This window comes from endosymbiont of Acanthamoeba sp. UWC8, from assembly GCF_000730245.1.
Lineage (GTDB): Bacteria > Pseudomonadota > Alphaproteobacteria > Rickettsiales > Midichloriaceae > Jidaibacter.
The window spans coordinates 267,657-284,064 of the sequence record NZ_CP004403.1; the positions used below are offsets into that span (position 1 = coordinate 267,657).

A 16,408-nucleotide genomic window follows, 5' to 3' on the forward strand; every position below is an offset into this window, starting at 1 on the left:
TATATTTTTTAAATTTTAAACTTGAATTATGGTTTAATACCACTATACCTTATCAAAATTGAAGTTATAAGGATTTTAAATATGCTGAGTATGCTTGTTTCTAAAAAAAAGATGTTTCTGATTTTTATCCTTGGTTTTTCTTGCGGGCTGCCTTTGCCGATCACCCTTTCTACTCTCTCTGCATTTTTAAAGGAATATGGTTTTGCTCTTTCATCTATCGGATTATTTAGTCTTACTCAAATTCCGTATGCTTTAAAACCACTTTGGTCACCATTTTTGGATAATTTAAAACCTCCTCTGCTCTCTTTTTTGGGCAAGCGTCGCGGCTGGCTTATAATAATACAGGCATTCCTTATCATATCCATATTTTTATTAGGGCAATTTGACCCTAAACAATATTTATTTTCAGTTGCAATTATTTCTTTAAGCGTTGCTTTCTTCTCGGCAAGCCAGGATATCATTGTTGATGCCCTAAGAATTGAAAGCTTGAGCGAGGAAGAACAAGGAATAGGGGTAGCTTATTACACATTCGGCTATCGAATCGGTATGTTTGTTGCAACTGCCGGAGCTTTATATTTTTCACATATTTGGAACTGGAAAATTAGCTTCTTAATTCTATCATTGTTATCAGTACTAGGGATTATTTCTGCTCTGCTTATTAATGAACCGGAACACAAGGTATTAAAAGAAGCCGAAAATATTAAAGAATGGTTTTATAATGCTTTTGTGGTTCCGTTTACCGAACTTACTAATCGGTATAATTGGTTTTATGTACTATTATTTATATCTCTCTATAAACTTTCTGATGCTTACCTCGGAGCAATGACTAATCCGTTCTTATTAGAAATGAAGTTTTCCAAATTAGAAATTGCGTTAATCATAAAAACATATGGGTTATTTGCAATGCTTATTGGAACCTTTGCAGGAGGTTATCTTGTTAAATATTATAACATCTATTCATTGCTGTTATATTCTGCAATTATTTCTTCCGTTTCTAATTTAGCCTTTATTTTACAATATTATGCGGGACATGATGCCGAAACTTTAATGATGGTAATATCAATAGAAAACTTTGCAAGCGGCCTAAGCTCTGCAGTTTTTCTCACTTATATCGGCTTGGTTTGTAATAAGCAATTGACCGCTACTCAATTTGCTCTTCTTAGCTCTATTGCTTCGATAGGTAGGACTACCCTATCTTCAAGCTCAGGTTTTTTAGCGGAAAAGGTAGGATGGGTTGATTTCTTTATTTTCTCTGCCATACTGTGTTTGCCGGCATTAATACTTATTAAATTTATAAATAATAGTCAAAAGGGTAGCATATGGAATTTAAATACGAAACACACGGAGATACCAGAGAATCAAGTATAGTTTTTTTAGTCAGCGAAGAACTTGATTTACCGCAAGCGATAAATGACATTGATAAAAACGGATTAGTAAAAAATGCTGTTTCAGCAGACAAAAGTTTTACGGGTAAATTCGGCCAATTTTTAAGGGTATTTGTTTCATCAGAAAATAAAACAAATACAATTATATTAGCCGGGATAGGAAAGCCTGAAAAGCTCGATGAAACCAACCTGCTCAGCTTAGGAGGCAAGATTTCAGACCTGGCTAACCAGCTGAAGATTGAAAGTTTAGAAATTTTCTTTGATAAAATTAGTAATCTGACTTTAAAAGAAGCAGTGCTTGCTAACCAATTAATGCTTGGTATTAAACTTAAAAATTATAACTTCAATAAACATTTTGTTGCTAAAAAAGATGAGCATGTTCAATACCTAAAAAATATTTCTCTAAGCTTAGTAGAAAGCAAGGAAGCAGAACAGTTAGCAAATTCTTATTCCAAAATTGCAGAAGGCGTTCATCTGACTCGTGATCTGGTTTCCGAGCCACCTAATGTGATTTATCCGGCCTCTTTCGCTAAAAAGTGTGAAGAGTTAAAAAACCTTGGTGTTAAGGTTACCGTTTTAAACAAAGATGAAATGAAGGAATTAGGCATGAACCTAATTCTTGCTGTCGGCCAAGGAAGTGATAATGATCCGTATACTGTGATTATGGAATGGAACGGCGATTCTGGATCTAAGGATGCACCGCTCGCATTTATCGGTAAAGGGGTTACTTTTGATAGCGGCGGGATTAACATTAAGCCGTCAAGCGGAATTGCTGATATGAAATATGATATGGCAGGCGCCGGAGTTGTCACCGGGCTTATGCATACACTTGCGGCTAGGAAAGCTAAAGTAAATGTAATCGGGGCAATAGGTCTTGCGGAAAACATGCCATCCGGTTTGGCGCAAAGGCCAAGTGACGTGGTTGCTTCTATGTCAGGCCAAACGGTAGAGGTAGATAACACTGATGCCGAGGGAAGATTGGTTTTAGCAGATGTACTTTGCTATGTAGAACAAAAATACAAGCCGAAATTTATGATTAACCTTGCCACCCTCACAGGTGCAATTGTAGTTGCTTTAGGTGATGGCCATGCCGGATTATTTTCTAATGATGATGCTCTTGCAGAACAAATTTCAAAAGCCGGTAAAAAAACCGGTGAATTGGTTTGGAGAATGCCGATGTCTGAGCATTATGACAAACAAATTAATTCAGATATAGCAGATATTAAAAACACAGGCAGCGGAAATGGCGCAGGAAGCATTACCGCAGCTCATTTCCTACAGCGTTTTGTTAATAAATGTGCTTGGGCTCACCTCGATATAGCCGGAGTAACTTGGAATAAAAAAGGCACGGATATATCACCAAAAGGCGCCACAGGCTTCGGAGTAAGGCTACTTAACCAAATGATTGCGGATAATTTTGAGTGATATTTTAGCAAATCAGATTTTAGAAAAGACGCGTCATTTACTTTTTAAATTGGCGCGTTTTATTTTTTTAGTAAGCATGCTTTATATAACTCTGTTTTTAATTTTCTTTATCTATTAAAAACTCATTGCAAGGTAACAAGTTATAACGTAAGTATTTCAAAAAAATAACACAGCGGTACAGTGAAAGAATTATTAAATACTATCGCAAACAAAAAAGAAAGTGATACATTTGTTGATTGGATTGTTAGTTTAAGCGTGCCATGTGGGATTATCAGCGTTACTTTTATACCTTTTGCAATATTTTCAGACGTTGCTCGTTTCATTTCAGTTTTAACCGGAACATTATATGTAGGTGCAATGGTAGCTGAGCTTGCAATAAATAAGGAATACACATATTTCTCCCCTACCCAAACTACTGTAGCGCCTATAATAGGCATTTCCGATTCACAGGATTTAGATCCGGAAATTTTCGACTATTATAACCCAAGCTTAAACAACCAAGGAACTGATGATAGTTAAATAACTGTTGCTGAACCCATCTGCAAAAGCTTATTCTATGGTTTTTTAAGAAAACCTTACGGGATTAATACCTATAAACTTAGCTCCTTTAGCAAGGAAGTAAAATAAGGGATTACTACATAGGGTGAAAAACAATTTATACATATAGCTGTTTACAATCAATATTAATGCCTGCTCTTTCGGCAGGACATCAAAAATAGCTAACAAGCTAATTACGAGAGTAGTATCAATCAGTAGCGAAATTGCAGTACTTAAATTGCTCCTAAGCAACAAAAATTTCCCTCTCGAAAGCTTTTTAATCCGCATATAAAGAATAACATCCAATGATTGCGCAGCATAGCTTGCAATAATAGAGCTAATGAATGCAACATTGAATGAACCGAATATATGAGCAAACTCAGGATTACTAACTTTTGACCATGCGGTTGCATCTAAATGAGTAGCAATTATAACAATAAAAGCAACCATGATATTCATAATGACTGATAGCCTTACGCAAAATTTGGCTTTTTCAGCTCCATAAAACTCAGCTATTATATCGGCTACCATAAAGGTAAACGGGTATATTATAGCCCCGACGGATAATTCAAATGTGTGAAATGATAGAAGAGGCAAATAAACAAACTTTTGATAAATAAGATTACCGGTTGTTACCAATACGGAAAAAATTGCACATAAAGAAACATAAATCTTTTCTCTAATATCCATATAAATGATTAATTACTTTTTTGTGAATTGTGATTATATATTTATTTATATGCCTTGTATATATTGTGTGTATTAATCTCTTATATTTAAAGTATTTTTATACTATATATTAGGCTATAAAAAAATAAACATACCATACCCCATGAAATCCCCTATTTTAAGTTTAAAGGAAGTAAGCCTGACTTTTGGTGTTAAGCCTTTATTTGATCATCTTTCACTAAGTATTTATCCTGACGACCGCATTGCCGTCGTGGGACGTAACGGAGAAGGTAAATCCTCCCTACTTAAAGTGATAGCCGGATTATATGACTTAGACGGTGGAGAAAGGTGGGTAATGCCCGGTATTGAGGTAGGTTATCTTCCTCAAGCAATCGATGTTGAGGATCATAATATAACAGTTTATAATTTTATATTAAGCGGTATCAAAAATGGTGAAGAAGAAACCTCAAGTTATTTAATAGATATTATCATTGCACCCCTGAAATTAGATCCGAATAACTTATTAAGTGAACTATCAGGAGGCTTACTTAGAAGAGCATTTCTTGCTAAGACATTAATCAGCAGCCCTAAAATACTGCTTCTCGATGAGCCGACCAACCACTTGGATATTGATACCATTGAGTGGCTTGAAGAGTATGTAAAAAGTTACCAAGGTGCTGTAGTCTGTATAAGCCATGATAAAGCTTTTCTAAAAAATATTTCAAATAAAACTTTTTGGCTTGATAGAGGAAAACTGAAAGTTAATAACTTAGGGTTTGAAAATTTTGAAAAATGGTCTTTGGAAGTTCTTGAACAAGAACAAAGAGAGCTAGAAAAAGCCGAGAAAAAGCTGGATGAAGAAGAATTGTGGAAAGTTCAGGGAATCTCAGCAAGGAGAAAGCGAAATCAGAAGAGATTAGCTGATTTATATACTTTAAGAGAAAAGACTCAGCAAGGTAAAGCTGCCCGTAAAATTTTGTTAAATAAAATTCATCTGGATCCGCTTACTCCAGTCCTTTCCTCAAAAATGGTTTGTGAGTTCAGAGACGTATATAAAACCTATGAAAATAAACATATTTTAGAATCATTTTCCATGCGCATAATGCGTAATGATAAGATAGGTATTATTGGCTCAAACGGTACAGGTAAAACAACTTTTTTAAGGCTATTAACGGGTGAAGAACAACCAGATAAAGGCTCGATTAAAATCGGTAAAACCGTTGAGGTAACTTATTATGACCAAAAAAGGGTAGCTTTAAACCCAGATGACACTTTGTGGAAAACATTATGCCCCGAAGGAGGCGAATATCTAAAAGTCGGCGAAAAATTTATGCATGTTGTCGCTTACTTAAAAAACTTCTTATTTGATCCTAAACAAGCGAGGGATAAAGTTGCAACCCTTTCGGGCGGTCAAGCTAACCGGTTACTGCTCGCTAAGGCATTAGCTAACCCTGGATCTTTGCTAATCTTAGATGAACCGACAAATGACCTCGATATGGATACATTAGAAATGATACAAGATGTTCTTGCCGATTACCAAGGCACCTTAATTATTGTAAGCCATGATCGTGATTTCCTGGATAGCATTATCAACAAAACTATTTATTTTGAAGGCAACGGAGTGATTGAAGAATTCTTCGGCAGTTATACTGAACTTAGAAAAATAAAAGACGATCAAGCCAAAGCTAAGTCAAATAATAACTCAAAATCATCTCTTAAGCTAAAAGAAGAAACTAATAAAGATAAAGTACCTTCAGCTAAAAAATTATCTTATAGCCTGCAAAGAGAATTGAGCCTTATGCCTGAAAAGGTACTGGAATTGGATCAACTGATAGAGCAATTGGAAATTATACTTTCTGAGCCGGATTTATATCAAACCGCACCGGAAAAATTTGACGAGAAATCAAAACAACTGGAAGAAACCAGACAAAAACTTGAGGATACTTGGGCAAGATGGCAAGAACTGGAAAGCATGTTATGAGCTAAATAATATGCTTTCCTGTTTTACTGATAAACTAACTCCATTTAGGCTCAAATTCATAATGTAGAATCAGTCTTCCAGATAATATTCAACACTGGTTAGCACTCTTACCAACTTATCCGAAAAATAAGCATCATTAGTACCGTAAGACATATTATCCTGAGCTATTATAATTTCTCGAGCAGAAATACTAAAGACTCCTTGAGAGGCACGCTTAATTTTACCGATTTTGCTTCCGGAGTTGACGGCAAATTCTTCTGCTGCTTTTCTTGCTTCTTTGGTTGCACTCGCAAGCATCTCAGGTTTTATATCATTAAGCCCGGTAAAGAAAAATTTAGGACCGTTATATTTATATTCATCATAAGCAACAGTAATATTTTGTGCGATGATCTCCCCTATATTTTGACTTGCCTTTATTACTTCATCAATCTTTTTAGATTTCACTACGACTTCCGACTCCATAAAATATCTGGGAGCCTTATTATTTTGATCATAATAACGCTGTGCAAGCTTATCGGATACCCTTATGCTTTGGATTGTCACTTCATCTTCAGATAAATTATATCTTTTTAAAAAACTCTTTATTTTATTTATATCATCATTAATTTTAGTCTGTGCTAATATTAAATTTTCATTAGCAGTATTAATAGGAATCACCCAAACCGAGCTATCAGCCTTAACTTTTTTCTCAGCAAGTCCCTTTACTTGCACAGTTCTATCCAGCATTTTTACATTACTGAAAGATTTAGCCATAATTGCAGCACTTCCGGTGCTTCCTAAAAAGATCGAAAGAGCAAGTAATGTAGATCCTAACTTCATATTTAATCCTCCTTAATGTTTAGTTGCTTTAATAATTTTTTAACTCTGCCTCCGGGAACTTCCCTTACCTCGCTAGGGTTTAAATCGCCAAGTTCAAACTCATGATAGCTAACTCTGATAAGTCGGCTTACTTTAAGATCGAAATACTCAAAAGTTCTTCTTATTTCTCGATTTTTGCCTTCATTTAGAATAACAGTCACCCAAGTGTTAGTGGAAACTATTCTATCTATGGTAACTTTAATACTACCATATCTGATGCCTTCAACGGTAATTCCTGATTTTAACTTATTTATCATTTCATCAGTTACTCTACCATGCACTCGGCAACGATATTTTCTATCTAAATTAGAACTGGGAAGCTCCATTTCCCTTGCAAGCTCACCTGAGTTAGTAAGTAGCAGTAGTCCCTCACTATTTAGATCCAACCTTCCGACCGAGATAACTCTAGGCAAACTTTTGGGTAGTATTTCAAAAACGGTTTGTCTACCTTGTGAATCTCTGGTAGAGGTGATAACTCCGGTCGGCTTATAAAATAGCCATAGCCTTATCGGCTCTGCTGCTGAAATAATTTTACCCTGAACTTTAATTATATCCTGATCCGTTACATTTAAAGCCGGGCTTTGTATAACTTCAGAGTTTACTTCTACGCTACCCTGCTCTATCAGCCGCTCCGCTTCTCTTCTCGAGCACACTCCGCTTCGAGCAATAACTTTTGCAATTCTTTGTCCGCTATACATTGCATTCTCTTATAAAAGCATTAAATATTTTATAATCATCTTCCGTGGTTAAATATTCCGGATGCCATTGCACGCCTAAACAAAATTTATACTCACTATGTTCAATTGCTTCAATTACGCAATCAGAAGCAAAAGCCGAAGCTATGATATTATCTCCCGGTTTTTTGACTGCCTGATGATGAGTGCTATTTACCATACTTTTATTACTTCCGATAATTTTATGAAGCAAGGTGCCCGGCACTAACTCGATTTCATGGCTTGGTAAATGCTTAGGGTTCTTTTGCTCATGTTCAAGGCATTGTTCTACGGAATCAGGAATGTGCTGAATGAGAGAGCCGCCGAATATTACGTTTAGCAGCTGTTCTCCTCCACAAATTCCTAATATTGGTTTATTTTTAGCAAGCATGGCTTTTGTAATACTAAATTCAAAACCGGTTCTGTTATCTTTGGTTATAACTTTATCACTTATCACTCCTTCATTATAGAAAGACGGGTCAATATCAAAATTACCACCGGTAATTATTAACCCGTCAATAATATCCGAATAGTTATCTTCAAACCCGACACCGTAAGGCAAAGCGATGGGGATGCCACCCGTCTCAACTACAGCTGTAATATAATTTTCTCTTAGCGCATACCAGGGGTATGCTGAATATGATTCACTGGTTTCATGATCTAAAGTGATGCCGATTAATGGTTTTTTCATTAATAATTAGGATTTCTTACGCTCTTAATAAAATCTTCTATCATATTAGGGTCTTTTATTCCAGGAGAACTTTCAAGAGTTACCGAAGCATTTATCATAACGGCGCCTGAAACTCTTCGTGCATAATTGACGTTGTATTTATCTAAAGAGCCGGATAAGAACCAAGGCTTATCAATCTTTACTTTTTTTAAAAGCGACCAATCAAATTTACTCCCCGGCTTGTCTATATAAAAATTGTTATCCGAATATGATTCAAACAAGTACATGTCCGCAATTTCAGAGTATTTATCCATTAATTTAAAATCTTCTAATCTACTTACCCTTATAGTTTTTATAATTGGCAAACCGAAGCGGGATTTTATTTTTAATATATCTCCCACCTCTTCATCAGAATGGAATTGAAGAATCTCAGGTTTATAATATTTTATAATATCTTCAACATTTGACTCATAAGTTGAAAGAACGGCAATTTTTCGAATTCTATTCGGGATTTCTTCGGTAATGCTTTCTGCGAACTGCGGGGTAATATTTCTTGGAGAATACTTGTAAAAAACACAACTGATATAATCTACTTTATTCTTCACGGCAGCGTTAACTGCCTCTAAATTAGTTAACCCACATATTTTTATTTTCGGTACCATAAATCTATATAAGCCATAAGATATTTATATGCTAAAAAGCTTAAAGAAAAACCTTTTTTCTCATTTAATTGTAACTTACTAAGCTATCTAAATATTATATTAGAAAATTTGTTTAGTGTTGTCAAACCTAACTCTATTCTTTTTGTTTAATCGGAATACCGAATAGCTCAAGCCTATGCTCCACTATCTTATATCCAAGCTTTAGTGCAATTTTTTCTTTTAGGATCTCAAGCTCTTCATCATAAAATTCAATAATTTTGCCGCTTTGAATATCAATTAAATGGTGGTGATGCTCTTTATCGTCTTCTTTAAACTCATACCGTGCCTTGCCTTCTCCAAGCTCTAATTTCTCAATGATTCTATATGATTCCAATAAGTTTATCGTTCTATATACGGTTGCTAAGCTAATTTTCGGGTCAATTGCATTGGCTCTCATATACACTTCTTCTACATGAGGATGATCTTCTGAAGTTGCAATAACTTTCGCAATCACTCTTCTATGCTCAGTCATCTTCAAACCTCTTTCAAGGCAAATCTTCTCAATATCTAATGCCATCCGGATTTATCCCGTTGTTTAAATGAATAGTAAAATAAATATTGCAAAATGTAAATTCTAAGAAGTAATATGCGGCTAATAGTTTAAAATAATAATTTTATAAAGTTATCAATATGCCGGATGAAAAACAAAATAAAGTGAATATATTATGTATGAAGTGGGGAACCTTATATTCAGCGGATTATGTTAATAAACTATATAATATGGTTAAGCGTAATTTAACCTTACCCTTTGACTTTTACTGTTTTACGGAAAATGGGATAGGCATTTTACCTGAAGTAAAAATTAAACCCCTGCCTGAAATCAACATCCCGGCTAAGAATCAAGTCTCCCCTTGGCGTAAACTAAGTATGCTAGCTTCCGATCTTGATGGTATAACCGGCAAAGCTTTATTTTTAGATTTAGATAACATTATTATGGATAATATTGATTGTTTTTTCACTTATTCCGACAAGCTCTCGATAATTGAAAACTGGACGCAAAAGGGGCAAGGTATAGGTAATTCCTCGGTGTATTGTTTTGAAATCGGAAAATACGGCTATATCTTAGATAAATATAACCGCGATCCTGAAGCGATCGTCAACCGATATGATAATGAACAAATATTTGTTTCAAAGGAAATTGGTAAGGACTTAGTTTTCTGGCCTGAAGAATGGTGCAAGAGTTTTAAAAGGCACTGTATTGCAGGTCGTTTCATGAGGTTTTTTAAATCTCCTATTATTCCTAAAAATGTTAAAATTATAGCTTTCCATGGCCATCCCCGCCCGCATGAAGCTTTAGAAGGCAGATGGCCTAAAAAGCTAATACCGTTCTTAAAGAAACCAAGCTGGCTTTCTGAGTATTGGAGATAGTGTAGTTTCATGTATGCCCATTGACTCGAAAGTTATCATTTCAAACAATGGTTTGCCGGAATCCAAGCTGTTCGGAGATCTTTATTTTAGCCGTGAAGATGGGTTAGAAGAAACTAACTATGTATTTTTAAGCGGCAACCGCTTAGAAAAAAGGTTTCAAGAACAGAAAATTTTTAAGATAGTTGAACTGGGTTTCGGCACCGGACTTAACTTTTTAGCTACCTTAAACTGTTGGAGACAGTATTATAGAGTAGGAAAAAAACTTAGCTATATAGGTATAGAAAAATTTCCACTCTCTTCTGAACAAATTTTTCAGGCACTTTCCCGGTGGCCGGAATTAGAACATAAATTATTGCTTAAAAACTACCCTACTAAGCACAGCGGTGTTTTTGAAATTAAAATGCCTGAATGGACAGTAGAGCTGACTCTCATATTTGATGATATAAACAATGCACTTAAGCATAAGCAGAATTCTGTTAATGCATGGTTTTTAGATGGTTTTGCGCCGAGCAAGAACCCTGAGATGTGGAGCGAATTCGTTTTTAAAAAAATGGCCGAATACTCGAGCGGATGTGCAACATTTGCAACTTTTACCGCAGCCTCTCTGGTGAGAAAAGGCCTAGAAAAAGCAGGTTTTAATGTAGTAAAGCATAAAGGATTCGGAAGGAAAAGAGATATGCTGATAGGAAATATAAAAAACAACCTCACAAAAAACAATCATTTTAATACGGTTATAACCGAAAAGAAGGCAATAGTTATCGGTGCCGGCATTGCAGGTGCTTCAGCTGCTTACTCATTAAATAAAAGGGGTTGGGAGGTAACAGTTTATGAAAAGGAGAATGATATTGCTTCCCAGGCTTCAGGCAATGATTTCGGTATTTTATACCCTAGAATAGAAGCTATTTGGAACAACATAACCGAGTTTTATTACCAAGCTTTTGAGCATTTACTCTACATTTTAAAACAAGATAATTTAAATGAAATTTGCGGGTTTAATCAATGCGGACTACTTATTTTACCACAGAAGGAAGAGGAAATAGTTAGATTTAAAAAAATTGATCTTCATTCGAAAGAAAGTTATGTAAAGCTCATATCTTCCCTAGAGGCATGCGAAATTTCCGGAGTAGAAATTAACACTCCTTGTTTATATCTGCCCCGAGGTGGTATACTCAGCATTCCTAAACTCTGCAAATTCATGCTTTCACAAGAAAGAATTCAAGTTAAAACAAATGCTGAGATTACCGAGCTTAAGTTTGAGAATAACAGATGGCATATTTTTTCTCATTGTAGTTTAATAGATAGCGCTGAAACTCTTATCATCGCCAATTCTTATGCAGCGGAAACCTTACTTCCATTACAATCAGCCCAAATACAAAAAATAAGAGGCCAAGTAACTTATTTGCCCGAGATGAAATCTGAGCTAAAAAGTGTGCTTTGTTACGGAGGATATATTACCCCCTCAAGGAATGGATATCACCACCTGGGAGCAACTTTTGACAAGCATTTTTTCTCATTAGAAACAAATCTTGAATCTACATATAAAAATTTAGCACAACTGAATAAGTTTTTACCCGACTTCATTGATCAAGGGATAAATGCAGAAGAGCTGAAAGGCAGAGCTGGCATTAGGTGTTACAGTAAAGATAAGCTTCCTCTCATCGGTTTATGCCCTAATCCGGAATTTTATAAGACTAATAACGGCGAACAAATCCCTTACCTCAAAGGGTTGTATCTTTCAATTTGCCACGGTTCCAGGGGTGCTTTATCCGGAATTTTAGGCGGTGAAATCATTGCTTCTCAAATAAACCAAGACCCGGCTAATCATACGATTACACAAGAAACTATTGATCTGATAAACCCTGCCAGGCTTTTACTAAGGGAACAAAGGAAATTACTTTAACACCATAATACAAAACTAAACTACATTTAGATAATTTTTTAGATATATAAAAACAATTAATATTTTTGTAATAAATTTATAAAACTTGTCCAAAGATCATTTTTTTTATGTCAAGACCTAATTTGCACATTATCAATAAAAATATTATAATATTTGAAATATTATTAATATAATAAGTAAAAGTATGCTACATAATTTTGATAGCTATAACCAATATAATGTAATATCAAGTAGATATGAAATAAGGCTTACTTTTAGAAAGCTTGTAGACTTTAATTTTGTTAAAACATATATTTTTAAAAACTTGCCGGAAATTAAAAAAGCGGTAGCAATAGAAAATGATAACATCAACGCTATAGAAGCAATAACAGAGAAATTCTCAATTTTAATACATGCAGCAACATACAGTAACCCTGAAACAGTTAAATATTTAATAGAAAAAGGTGCCAATGTGAGCTATGAACGTCATATTAATCATGATGCACAACCTCATATAGCTATAATTGCATATACATTGCTTGCTGACTTTAAAACATTAGATACTTTAATTAGAGCCGGAGCTAACATAAATTTACATCACTTTAACACTTATATATTGCCTAAAAGCCGCCTTGAATTTAAAGAAAAGCTATATACTATCTTGAGAAATATATCAGATGAGTATAAAGAAAAGGTTACAAGTCGAATCATGGTAGAATTTGTCCTTACAGAGGGCTTAAATGTGAATATAAATGGCTTAATAAATGAAAAAAGTTTAAAAAATATTTTTACCACAATTTCTAACGAAGAAAATGACAGGATTGAGGACTTACGAATAAACTTACTGCGTCCTTTACATAATAATATAATTAAATCACGAGGGAGTTTAATAAGACTAAGCTTGTGTGTTAGCGCAGTTGCGGCAATTGCTGCACTGAGTTACTATGCCTCTCCTTTAACAGCTATAGGAGCGACAACCTGTTTAGCTGTATATGCTGTATATAAATATTTTTCATCTGATATAGGTTATAATTTTATAACAGATATTAATATTGTTAAGGAAAAAGTAAGCGAAAAAGCTCATAGTTTTATTGAAGCTATAAAAGACAATAGTGAAAAGGTTATTTCTTTTATCAGATCATAAGATACTAATAAAAAACTCTTTTAGAAAATGAATCTAAGAGGTTTTTTTATTTAATAATATTATTTAGCTTTGCTTCTCTATCCTATTCCTTATTTCCTGAAATGAACTTTCATATAATATTTCACCATTTCTAAACACTTTATTAAGTAGGTTTTTATTCTCACCAAGCCGGCTTAAATTTATAGTAGAAAACTTATTTTCTTTATCTTGAATTAATGCAAGCCTACCTTTCTTAGATTTTTTAGAAAGATCGGTAATCGGGTTTTTAGAAACCTCCAGCCACTTCCCGTTGCAGCAAATAGCTGAAGCTTTCATTGCAAATAACATAGTATCTCTATTTAGCTTCTGTAGCAAAGTTGCACCCATACCAAAAGCAATATTATCGGCACTTTGCTTTTTATTCTTCATAGCGGCTAATATAGCATCTATATTTTCTATGGAAACACCATCACCCTGAATAACCCTGAGATAATCGGGCAGCACCTTATAACCTTTGGAATTTGTGATGTAGCCGAATTTATCCATCAGCATTTCGATGGTATTGGTCACAACCGTAATCGGGTCTCCACTATCCGGCCTGATTACTAATGTGCCCCCGTGATTCTTCACTTTATCGAAAAGTTGCTTGCCCCAAATATTTTCAATTGCATGCCATATATCATATGAATCGGAAACGACCGCAACTAATTTCCCCTTTCCTCCACAGGTGTTTAAAATATGCTCATAAGCCTCACTCTCATTTTCTTTACCGTAAGCAATTATTGTAGAATGCTCAGCAGCAGGAATCGAGTAACCGGCCATCAACTCATTATAATATTTCTTTGCACTTAAAATTCCCGAAATGGTATCAGAACCTTTAAAATTAACCAAATGCGCCATCCCGCCTATAGAAGCGGTTTCAAATGAGCTGGCTCCCCTTGCCCCGAAATCATGCAGCTTAAATTCCAATCCCGCTAAGGTATCACAAGTTTCCGACATATATTTTTTAATAACCTGCTTACAGGTATATGAAATGGTGGCAACGGTAGTCGGGTACCAAATCCCCCTTAGCAGCGCAGTTTCTATATAGGTGGTTAACCAAAAACATTTCGGATCAGTATTAATAACTTGCGCTAAAACATTTTGTATGGGAATAATACTACCTTCTTCCACCGCTTCAATTTCAATCGGAAGATATCCGTTATACTTATCTAATATATATTGCCACCCCTCCTTGTTAAACGGAAGCCCATGAACAGTAAGAAATTCCTCCGCTTCCTCAATATTTTCTTTATTGATCGGAGAAGTTAAATATTCTTTCAGGAAAGCCTGTAACCCGAAAAATATACTTTGCGGGAATATTCCACCCCTCGCTTCAATATAGCAAGAAACATACTCGGTGTTAACCGGATACTGGAGGTAGTGAGATGTTTTATATGAATCAGTATTAAGGATAAAATTTTTATTCATACTTTTCCTCCGTTTTTCCCCATAATACATAGCCTTGGTTGCGAATTGTCTGAAGGTATTGCGGGGTTTTATTAGTTCCTTCAATTTTAGCTCTAATTCTTGCTACTATAACATCTATTGTTCTTATATTAACATCTAAAAAGCATTCAATAATTTTATCACGGGTGACTATCTCTGCTGGTCTCTGAGCTAATATTTGCAATACTTTTGATTCATTAGTAGTCAGGTGTATATAATCACCGTTATTTTTTCTTAAATTACTGCTTTCAATATCAAATGTATATTCACCGAATATACACCTCTTACCTTGTTGCTTTCCTTCATTTCTCTTTAAAATATTTTGGATTCTAAGAAGTAATTCTTTAGGTTCAAAAGGTTTTGCCAAATAATCATCCGCTCCGCTTTCTAAACCATTTATTCTATCATCAACATTACCAAGTGCAGTTAACATAATTATTGGAGTTTTCAGTTTATCTTTACTTCTCTTCAAAAACTCTAAGCCGGATTCCCCGGGCATTATGGTATCAAGTATTATTATATCAAAAATAAACTCGTCCAACTGTTCTTCACATTCTTTAATATCTTTTGCAGTCGATACTATATAGCTATATTCCTTTAAAAACTTAGCAATTAAAAACCTAATTCTATCATCATCATCAACAACTAAGATATGTTTAAGCATTATTACTCAACTACTTTAGGAACAACAAAGCATCCATACTTGCTTGTCGGAGAATTTTTAAGCACAGCTTCTTGTATACCACCATCGGTAACTTCATCTTTCCTCCTCGGTAACTCCGCATTAATAACGCTTCTTAGCGGCTCAACACCTTCAGTTTCCGCTTCATTTAATTGCTCAACCCAATTCAAAATACTATTCAACTCTTTTTCATAGCCGCTAGCCTCCTCATCAGTAATACGGATTCTCGCTAAGTGAGCAATTTTTTTAACAACGGAACTATCTATAGACATTGGCTTATGAAATAAGTTAATATATATAAACTTTTTTATATGATTATCAGATTTTTTCAAGCAATGATTTTTGAGAACCACCAAAACTTTTTAAGCGCTATAAAGCAAAATTCCTCACATTATAAACTCATGGCGTTGGATGTGGGGGGTAAAAAAATCGGCCTTGCGACTTCTCATGTTAGTTTAAATGTTGTTACTCCTTATAAGGTAATATTACGTAAAAACTTAAAGGCTGATATAGCTTCACTAAAGCATGAGATTATGGAAAATAATATCCATGGGTTAGTAATAGGGTTACCGATATCCTCTAACGGGGAACATACGGAAAACACTAATAAAATGGTTGTTTTTGCCAATAAGCTTGCAGGAAGTATTGATACTCCGATAACTTTTTATGATGAGCGATATAGTACAAAACTTGCCGATGTAATGTTAAGAGATTTAGATATGAATCGGAAGGAACGTAATCAAATCGACGATCAGATCTCTGCAAGTATAATTTTAGAAGATTTCCTAAGATTAAATGAATTAAATAAAACTAAATACTTATAAATTTTGTATATAAGGCATAATTACGAGATATTATGAAAAAAATTCTGGAAGAGATGAATATATAGAATTATTCATAGATTGCAATAAATCATTTACAGAGGAATT

The 16,408-nt window shown here is 34.7% G+C and carries 17 protein-coding genes; 8 read left to right on the forward strand and 9 right to left on the reverse strand.

Annotated elements, in window-relative coordinates; all coding sequences use genetic code 11:
• The first annotated feature begins 81 nt into the window (after nucleotides 1-81).
• The 3 genes from I862_RS01230 (at nucleotide 82) to I862_RS01240 (ending at nucleotide 3,329) form a co-directional block, all read left to right on the forward strand.
• A complete protein-coding gene (locus tag I862_RS01230; protein ID WP_052646291.1) occupies nucleotides 82-1,368 on the forward strand; it encodes an AmpG family muropeptide MFS transporter in 1,287 nt (428 codons plus the stop codon).
• A complete protein-coding gene (locus tag I862_RS01235; RefSeq protein ID WP_038538036.1) occupies nucleotides 1,320-2,810 on the forward strand; it encodes a leucyl aminopeptidase in 1,491 nt (496 codons plus the stop codon). Before I862_RS01230 ends, I862_RS01235 begins: the two co-directional genes overlap by 49 nt.
• 180 nt (nucleotides 2,811-2,990) lie before the next feature.
• Nucleotides 2,991-3,329, forward strand: coding sequence for a hypothetical protein (locus I862_RS01240; RefSeq protein ID WP_038538039.1), 339 nt, complete (start codon nucleotides 2,991-2,993; stop codon nucleotides 3,327-3,329).
• A 45-nt stretch (nucleotides 3,330-3,374) separates the two neighbouring features.
• Here the strand turns inward: I862_RS01240 and I862_RS01245 are convergent, their stop codons facing one another.
• Nucleotides 3,375-4,037, reverse strand: a complete 663-nt coding sequence (locus I862_RS01245) for a queuosine precursor transporter (RefSeq protein ID WP_038538042.1) — start codon at nucleotides 4,035-4,037, stop codon at nucleotides 3,375-3,377.
• A gap of 142 nt (nucleotides 4,038-4,179) precedes the next feature.
• Between I862_RS01245 and I862_RS01250 the strand changes: the two genes are divergently transcribed.
• Nucleotides 4,180-5,997, forward strand: a complete 1,818-nt coding sequence (locus I862_RS01250; RefSeq protein WP_038538045.1) for an ABC-F family ATP-binding cassette domain-containing protein — start codon at nucleotides 4,180-4,182, stop codon at nucleotides 5,995-5,997.
• Nucleotides 5,998-6,066: 69 nt separating this feature from the next.
• Here the strand turns inward: I862_RS01250 and I862_RS01255 are convergent, their stop codons facing one another.
• The 5 genes from I862_RS01255 to I862_RS01275 form a co-directional block, all read right to left on the reverse strand.
• A complete protein-coding gene (locus tag I862_RS01255; RefSeq protein ID WP_052646292.1) occupies nucleotides 6,067-6,816 on the reverse strand; it encodes an SIMPL domain-containing protein in 750 nt (249 codons plus the stop codon).
• Nucleotides 6,817-6,818: 2 nt separating this feature from the next.
• Nucleotides 6,819-7,553: a pseudouridine synthase gene (locus I862_RS01260; RefSeq protein ID WP_052646293.1), complete on the reverse strand. Its 735-nt coding sequence runs from the start codon at nucleotides 7,551-7,553 to the stop codon at nucleotides 6,819-6,821.
• Nucleotides 7,546-8,259: a gamma-glutamyl-gamma-aminobutyrate hydrolase family protein gene (locus tag I862_RS01265; RefSeq protein WP_038538049.1), complete on the reverse strand. Its 714-nt coding sequence runs from the start codon at nucleotides 8,257-8,259 to the stop codon at nucleotides 7,546-7,548. The genes I862_RS01260 and I862_RS01265 overlap by 8 nt, the downstream gene beginning before the upstream one ends.
• Entirely contained in the window at nucleotides 8,259-8,900 is a 642-nt protein-coding gene (locus I862_RS01270) for a phosphoribosylanthranilate isomerase (protein ID WP_038538052.1), read from the reverse strand. Before I862_RS01270 ends, I862_RS01265 begins: the two co-directional genes overlap by 1 nt.
• Before the next feature lie 133 nt (nucleotides 8,901-9,033).
• Nucleotides 9,034-9,456: a Fur family transcriptional regulator gene (locus I862_RS01275; RefSeq protein WP_038538054.1), complete on the reverse strand. Its 423-nt coding sequence runs from the start codon at nucleotides 9,454-9,456 to the stop codon at nucleotides 9,034-9,036.
• A gap of 113 nt (nucleotides 9,457-9,569) precedes the next feature.
• Here I862_RS01275 and I862_RS01280 point away from each other — a divergent pair, with 113 nt between their 5' ends.
• The 3 genes from I862_RS01280 to I862_RS01290 all read left to right on the forward strand — a co-directional run bounded on the left by I862_RS01280 (nucleotide 9,570) and on the right by I862_RS01290 (nucleotide 13,330).
• Nucleotides 9,570-10,307 carry a hypothetical protein gene (locus I862_RS01280; protein ID WP_038538057.1) on the forward strand — a complete coding sequence of 246 codons (738 nt, stop codon included), beginning with the start codon at nucleotides 9,570-9,572 and terminating at the stop codon, nucleotides 10,305-10,307.
• Between the two features lie 13 nt (nucleotides 10,308-10,320).
• On the forward strand, nucleotides 10,321-12,207 hold the full coding sequence (mnmC, locus tag I862_RS01285; RefSeq protein ID WP_038538060.1) for a bifunctional tRNA (5-methylaminomethyl-2-thiouridine)(34)-methyltransferase MnmC2/FAD-dependent 5-carboxymethylaminomethyl-2-thiouridine(34) oxidoreductase MnmC1: 1,887 nt from the start codon (nucleotides 10,321-10,323) through the stop codon (nucleotides 12,205-12,207).
• Nucleotides 12,208-12,391: 184 nt separating this feature from the next.
• Nucleotides 12,392-13,330: a hypothetical protein gene (locus tag I862_RS01290; protein WP_038538063.1), complete on the forward strand. Its 939-nt coding sequence runs from the start codon at nucleotides 12,392-12,394 to the stop codon at nucleotides 13,328-13,330.
• A 63-nt stretch (nucleotides 13,331-13,393) separates the two neighbouring features.
• Here I862_RS01290 and I862_RS01295 read toward each other — a convergent pair whose 3' ends face one another.
• From I862_RS01295 to gatC, 3 genes are read right to left on the reverse strand one after another with little or no spacing between them, the layout of a single operon-like run.
• On the reverse strand, nucleotides 13,394-14,779 hold the full coding sequence (locus I862_RS01295; RefSeq protein WP_038538065.1) for a nicotinate phosphoribosyltransferase: 1,386 nt from the start codon (nucleotides 14,777-14,779) through the stop codon (nucleotides 13,394-13,396).
• On the reverse strand, nucleotides 14,772-15,461 hold the full coding sequence (locus I862_RS01300) for a response regulator transcription factor (protein WP_038538068.1): 690 nt from the start codon (nucleotides 15,459-15,461) through the stop codon (nucleotides 14,772-14,774). Before I862_RS01300 ends, I862_RS01295 begins: the two co-directional genes overlap by 8 nt.
• 2 nt (nucleotides 15,462-15,463) lie before the next feature.
• Nucleotides 15,464-15,751: an Asp-tRNA(Asn)/Glu-tRNA(Gln) amidotransferase subunit GatC gene (gene gatC, locus I862_RS01305; protein ID WP_038540996.1), complete on the reverse strand. Its 288-nt coding sequence runs from the start codon at nucleotides 15,749-15,751 to the stop codon at nucleotides 15,464-15,466.
• Between the two features lie 39 nt (nucleotides 15,752-15,790).
• On the opposite strand from gatC, the gene ruvX reads away from it, so the two are divergent.
• Nucleotides 15,791-16,303 carry a Holliday junction resolvase RuvX gene (ruvX, locus tag I862_RS01310; RefSeq protein WP_052646294.1) on the forward strand — a complete coding sequence of 171 codons (513 nt, stop codon included), beginning with the start codon at nucleotides 15,791-15,793 and terminating at the stop codon, nucleotides 16,301-16,303.
• Nucleotides 16,304-16,408: the final 105 nt, after the last annotated feature.

What these genes read in the sequence shown, in the direction of transcription:
- I862_RS01230 (WP_052646291.1), top strand. Translation starts at nt 82, where the DNA reads ATGCTGAGTATGCTTGTTTCTAAAAAAAAGATGTTTCTGATTTTTATC.
- I862_RS01235 (WP_038538036.1), top strand. Translation starts at nt 1,320, where the DNA reads ATGGAATTTAAATACGAAACACACGGAGATACCAGAGAATCAAGTATA.
- I862_RS01245 (WP_038538042.1), bottom strand. Translation starts at nt 4,037, where the DNA reads ATGGATATTAGAGAAAAGATTTATGTTTCTTTATGTGCAATTTTTTCC.
- I862_RS01250 (WP_038538045.1), top strand. Translation starts at nt 4,180, where the DNA reads ATGAAATCCCCTATTTTAAGTTTAAAGGAAGTAAGCCTGACTTTTGGT.
- I862_RS01255 (WP_052646292.1), bottom strand. Translation starts at nt 6,816, where the DNA reads ATGAAGTTAGGATCTACATTACTTGCTCTTTCGATCTTTTTAGGAAGC.
- I862_RS01260 (WP_052646293.1), bottom strand. Translation starts at nt 7,553, where the DNA reads ATGTATAGCGGACAAAGAATTGCAAAAGTTATTGCTCGAAGCGGAGTG.
- I862_RS01265 (WP_038538049.1), bottom strand. Translation starts at nt 8,259, where the DNA reads ATGAAAAAACCATTAATCGGCATCACTTTAGATCATGAAACCAGTGAA.
- I862_RS01270 (WP_038538052.1), bottom strand. Translation starts at nt 8,900, where the DNA reads ATGGTACCGAAAATAAAAATATGTGGGTTAACTAATTTAGAGGCAGTT.
- I862_RS01275 (WP_038538054.1), bottom strand. Translation starts at nt 9,456, where the DNA reads ATGGCATTAGATATTGAGAAGATTTGCCTTGAAAGAGGTTTGAAGATG.
- I862_RS01280 (WP_038538057.1), top strand. Translation starts at nt 9,570, where the DNA reads ATGCCGGATGAAAAACAAAATAAAGTGAATATATTATGTATGAAGTGG.
- mnmC (WP_038538060.1), top strand. Translation starts at nt 10,321, where the DNA reads ATGCCCATTGACTCGAAAGTTATCATTTCAAACAATGGTTTGCCGGAA.
- I862_RS01290 (WP_038538063.1), top strand. Translation starts at nt 12,392, where the DNA reads ATGCTACATAATTTTGATAGCTATAACCAATATAATGTAATATCAAGT.
- I862_RS01295 (WP_038538065.1), bottom strand. Translation starts at nt 14,779, where the DNA reads ATGAATAAAAATTTTATCCTTAATACTGATTCATATAAAACATCTCAC.
- I862_RS01300 (WP_038538068.1), bottom strand. Translation starts at nt 15,461, where the DNA reads ATGCTTAAACATATCTTAGTTGTTGATGATGATGATAGAATTAGGTTT.
- gatC (WP_038540996.1), bottom strand. Translation starts at nt 15,751, where the DNA reads ATGTCTATAGATAGTTCCGTTGTTAAAAAAATTGCTCACTTAGCGAGA.
- ruvX (WP_052646294.1), top strand. Translation starts at nt 15,791, where the DNA reads ATGATTATCAGATTTTTTCAAGCAATGATTTTTGAGAACCACCAAAAC.